We start from the raw sequence: 3,566 nt of genomic DNA on the forward strand, positions 1-3,566 counted from the left end.
CGCCGGTTATGATCCATCGAACACAGCCGATTCCGGTGTGGCTGTCTGGCAGTCTCTCAGAACGTTGTCGTCGTCGGGCGGTGCCATTGTGCTCTATCTGCTTCTGCTCCTGGCGGCAGCGTCTCTGGTCTGGCTCGGCCTGCGCCTGTTCCTGTTCGGCGCGGCGACCGTGGCAGAGCGCAATCTCACTATCTTCCGCAGCTGGTCGTGGACGTCAGGCCATGCCGCGCGCATCGCGCTGCTCTGGTGCTTCCTGCAGCTTCTGCCCTGGCTTGTGCTCACCCTGGTTGCGACCGGCATCATGTATGCGGCGGGGCTGGGGTCGGTTTTTTCGCCGTTCACGGGCGCGCCTGAAGGCCTCACCGAGGACCAGTATGCGATCAGAGCCATTGCCATCGGGGCCGGGACGCTTGTCATGGCGCCGTTCTACTGGCTTGGACACGGGCTGGCCGTGGCGATCTATCAGCGGCTTGCGCCAAACAGAGTTGACGCGGATATGACATTTGGCTGATCCTATCCACAGGTTTGGGGGGCCAACCCGCGATGGCGCATAGGTTTACATTCGACAATGCGTTTTTGCACTTTGCGAGGACGGAGGGGCCGCGCGGTTTTGTCTGGAAATACCTGATCGCCTATGGCGTGACGGCCCTTCTGATTGCCGCTGTCGGCTATGTCCTGTTCAAACCCTTCCTCGATATCTGGTTCGGCGTGTTCATTGACGTCGTCCAGGGACAAAGCGAATCGGAAATGGAAGCGATCTTCGTGCGGCGCATCACCGAGATCGCAGGCTGGCTGGTCTTTTCCTACATTGCCATGATCGTGCTCGGCATCCTGTTCTGGGCCGTGTTCGAGGCGGCCGTGCAGCGGCACTATGTGCGCGATGAGGGCTTCCGGATGCGGCTCGGCGGGGATGAACTGAGGCTGATCGTCGTTGGCCTGATCTGGTTTGTCTTCATGTTCTTCTGTCAGATCGCGACCTTCATGGCCGTGTCCGTCACGACCGGATCGATCGTCTATGCGCTCGACAATGAAGTGGCCGGGGCGATCACCTTTGTGGCCGCTTTCGCCATTATCGGCTTTGTCTGGCTGTGGCTCGTGATCCGGCTGGCGCCGGCCTCGGCGATGACGGTCCGCGACAGAAAAATCAAATTCTTCGACGCCTGGGGCGCGTCCAGAGGCCGTTTCTGGTCGCTACTGGGGGCCTATATCGTGCTCGCCATCATCATATGGTTTGCCGCGGTGATCACCTGGTTCGTCTTCGGAACGAGCGTTATGGCCGCCCTGATGAACCAGGTGGCTGCCTTCGAAAGCGCTGCAGACAACCCGCTCGCCCTGTTCAACCTGATCATGACCTTTGATGTGCTTGGCCCGCTGGCGACGGCCTATCTCGGCTGGCTGCTCCTGCAGGGCTTCTTCATCTACATGTGGGCCGGCCCGGCGGCACTCGCCGCAAAGACCGATCCGCGCGGCGGTAGTATTACGCAAGCGCCGGATGTGTTTGCTTGAGGGCGCAAGACGACCGGCGCAACTGGCGAACAAATCGGTGCTAATCTGTGAATTGCGCGCTAGCGACGGTCGTGTTTGCAGGTTGGGCAAGAACATCGTCCAGGAATCGTGGATTCTCGCGTGCAAACAGGCGCCCCGACCTCTCGGCGTACTCCAGCGAAAGATGGGTTCGGTCATACATCATCGGAATGCCGTCGCCTGGGGAGGCGATGCAATTAGTGACTTCCCGTCCGGGGCACAGCAGGTCGACCCGATCGATGAAGGCCGCGCTGATAGCCATGACACGGCCGAAATAGGGATAGCGCCCTGGCTCATCCTCGAAATACTCGACCTGTTCCTCGTTCAGGCAGGCCTCCAGGCTGCCAGCCTCGTTCACCAGCCTTGAGCAGTGAATCTTCGTCACCAGCAAGCCACCATGCGTGACGATCCGCACATCCGGGAAGCGTTCCTTCAGTGTCTCCAGAATGCCGACAATATCGCCTTTGTCGGCGCTATAGGGGCGGCTGCCGCTATAGACCATAATATCGATATTGCGCATGAAGCTTTCGTCGAAGAGCCGGTCCAACCGGGCCGAACATCGATCGCTTGAAGTGACCCAGCGATTACCCGTCTTTTTCAGATCGCTGCAATCATTGATCGAGCCGAACAAGGTGACATTGATGTCCCGCCTTGCGCCGTAGGCAGATGCGAGGAAGTTGTAGCCGTCAGTCTCGTGTGAATCGCCATAGACAAGAATTTGGATGGGCTTTTCCTCATCGCAGTCCGGCGAGGCGCCGTAATCCCGAATGCGGCAGGCATATTGGGTGCGTTCGCGTCTTTTGACATTGCCGGCCTCGATCTGCTCGGGCGTTAGCGCAATTGCTTCGAACCGCCAGGACCAGCCCTGGTTCAGCTGGATCTGCATGAAGACGAGCGTGCAGGCATAGCAGACGGCAAAGGTCGAGAACGCGAAGGCTGTGGGTGATAATGGCTCTCGTTTGGGCCGTTCTGGTGTGCGGTAGCGGAACCGGCGTTCCACACCATAATGAAGAAGGAGCGTCGCAAAGAGCGTCGCCGCCGCGAGACCGGCCTGTTCTATGAGGATGAGTTCAGAGCCCGTCTGGTATCGGTAGAGCGCGATGATCGGCCAGTGCACAAGGTACATCGAATAGGAGACGCGGCCGATCCACACGGCGACCGGATTCGACAGAAGCAAAGGCGCCACGACCCGCTTTCCCTCGCCGGCAGAGGCGAGAATCATGGCGCCTGCGCCCATAACGACGGGCAATGCGTTGAGGCCGGGGAAAGGCGTTTCGCCACCAAGCAACCAGATCGAGCCGAGTGTCACGATCAGCCCGAGCACGAAAACAAAGTCCCGGACACCATTCAGGCTGCCAAGCGTCTTCCAGAGGCCGGATCGGCTGAGATAGAGCACCAGCGCGCCCATTGAAAATTCAAACACGCGGAACGGAAACAGGTAGAAGGCGGCGGACGGATCGACGCGGATCATCCATTCGCTTAGCACAATTCCTGCGACCGTAATCAGCAGCATGGCCAGCCATGCCGCCCGCCGGAACATGCGGAATATGAGCAGCAGGAGGGCAGGCCAGCACAGGTAGAACTGTTCTTCCACACCGAGCGACCATGTGTGCAGCAGAGGCTTCAGCTCAGACGCTGTATCCCAATATCCGGCCTCTGCGTAGAAGACGAAGTTCGAGACGGAGAGGACAGCGCCGAGGCCGGAATTGGTAAACCGCATAAGATCGTCTGGCGTCATGATCGCAACCGCGGCGATCAGGGTTGCGATAACAGTTGCCAGCATGGCGGGAAAGAGACGCCGGACGCGGCCGAAATAGAAGTCCTTGAAGGTGAAGGTCTTTCTCTCGTCGCGCTTCTCGATGATGGCGGTGATCAGAAAGCCGGATATAACGAAAAAGACGTCGACACCCAGGAAACCGCCCTCGAGGGAGGCGAAGCCGAGGTGGAATACGAGCACAGCCAGGATGGCGACGGCGCGCAGGCCGTCAATGTCAGGTCTGTAATCAAGTGTATGACGCGGTCTGGTCTGATCTGTCGTTGGC

The 3,566-nt window shown here is 59.3% G+C and carries 2 protein-coding genes and 1 pseudogene; 2 read left to right on the forward strand and 1 reads right to left on the reverse strand.

What is annotated here, in order from left to right:
• Both WA989_RS02215 and WA989_RS02220 read left to right on the forward strand, forming a co-directional pair.
• A pseudogene (locus tag WA989_RS02215) lies at positions 1 to 511 on the forward strand (hypothetical protein); the annotation flags it as partial.
• 32 nt (positions 512 to 543) lie between these two features.
• Positions 544 to 1,506 (forward strand): hypothetical protein, encoded by a 963-nt coding sequence (locus WA989_RS02220; protein WP_424338896.1) that lies wholly within the window; start codon positions 544 to 546, stop codon positions 1,504 to 1,506.
• Positions 1,507 to 1,546: 40 nt separating this feature from the next.
• Here WA989_RS02220 and WA989_RS02225 read toward each other — a convergent pair.
• Positions 1,547 to 3,566 (reverse strand): acyltransferase family protein (locus WA989_RS02225; RefSeq protein ID WP_424338897.1); only part of this gene is annotated, 2,020 nt, incomplete at its 5' end.

The organism is Henriciella sp. (assembly GCF_049649345.1).
In the GTDB taxonomy this organism is placed as follows: domain Bacteria; phylum Pseudomonadota; class Alphaproteobacteria; order Caulobacterales; family Hyphomonadaceae; genus Henriciella.

Bases quoted from the DNA above. Each gene is read 5' to 3' on its own strand.
- WA989_RS02220 (WP_424338896.1), top strand. From the start codon at position 544: ATGGCGCATAGGTTTACATTCGACAATGCGTTTTTGCACTTTGCGAGG.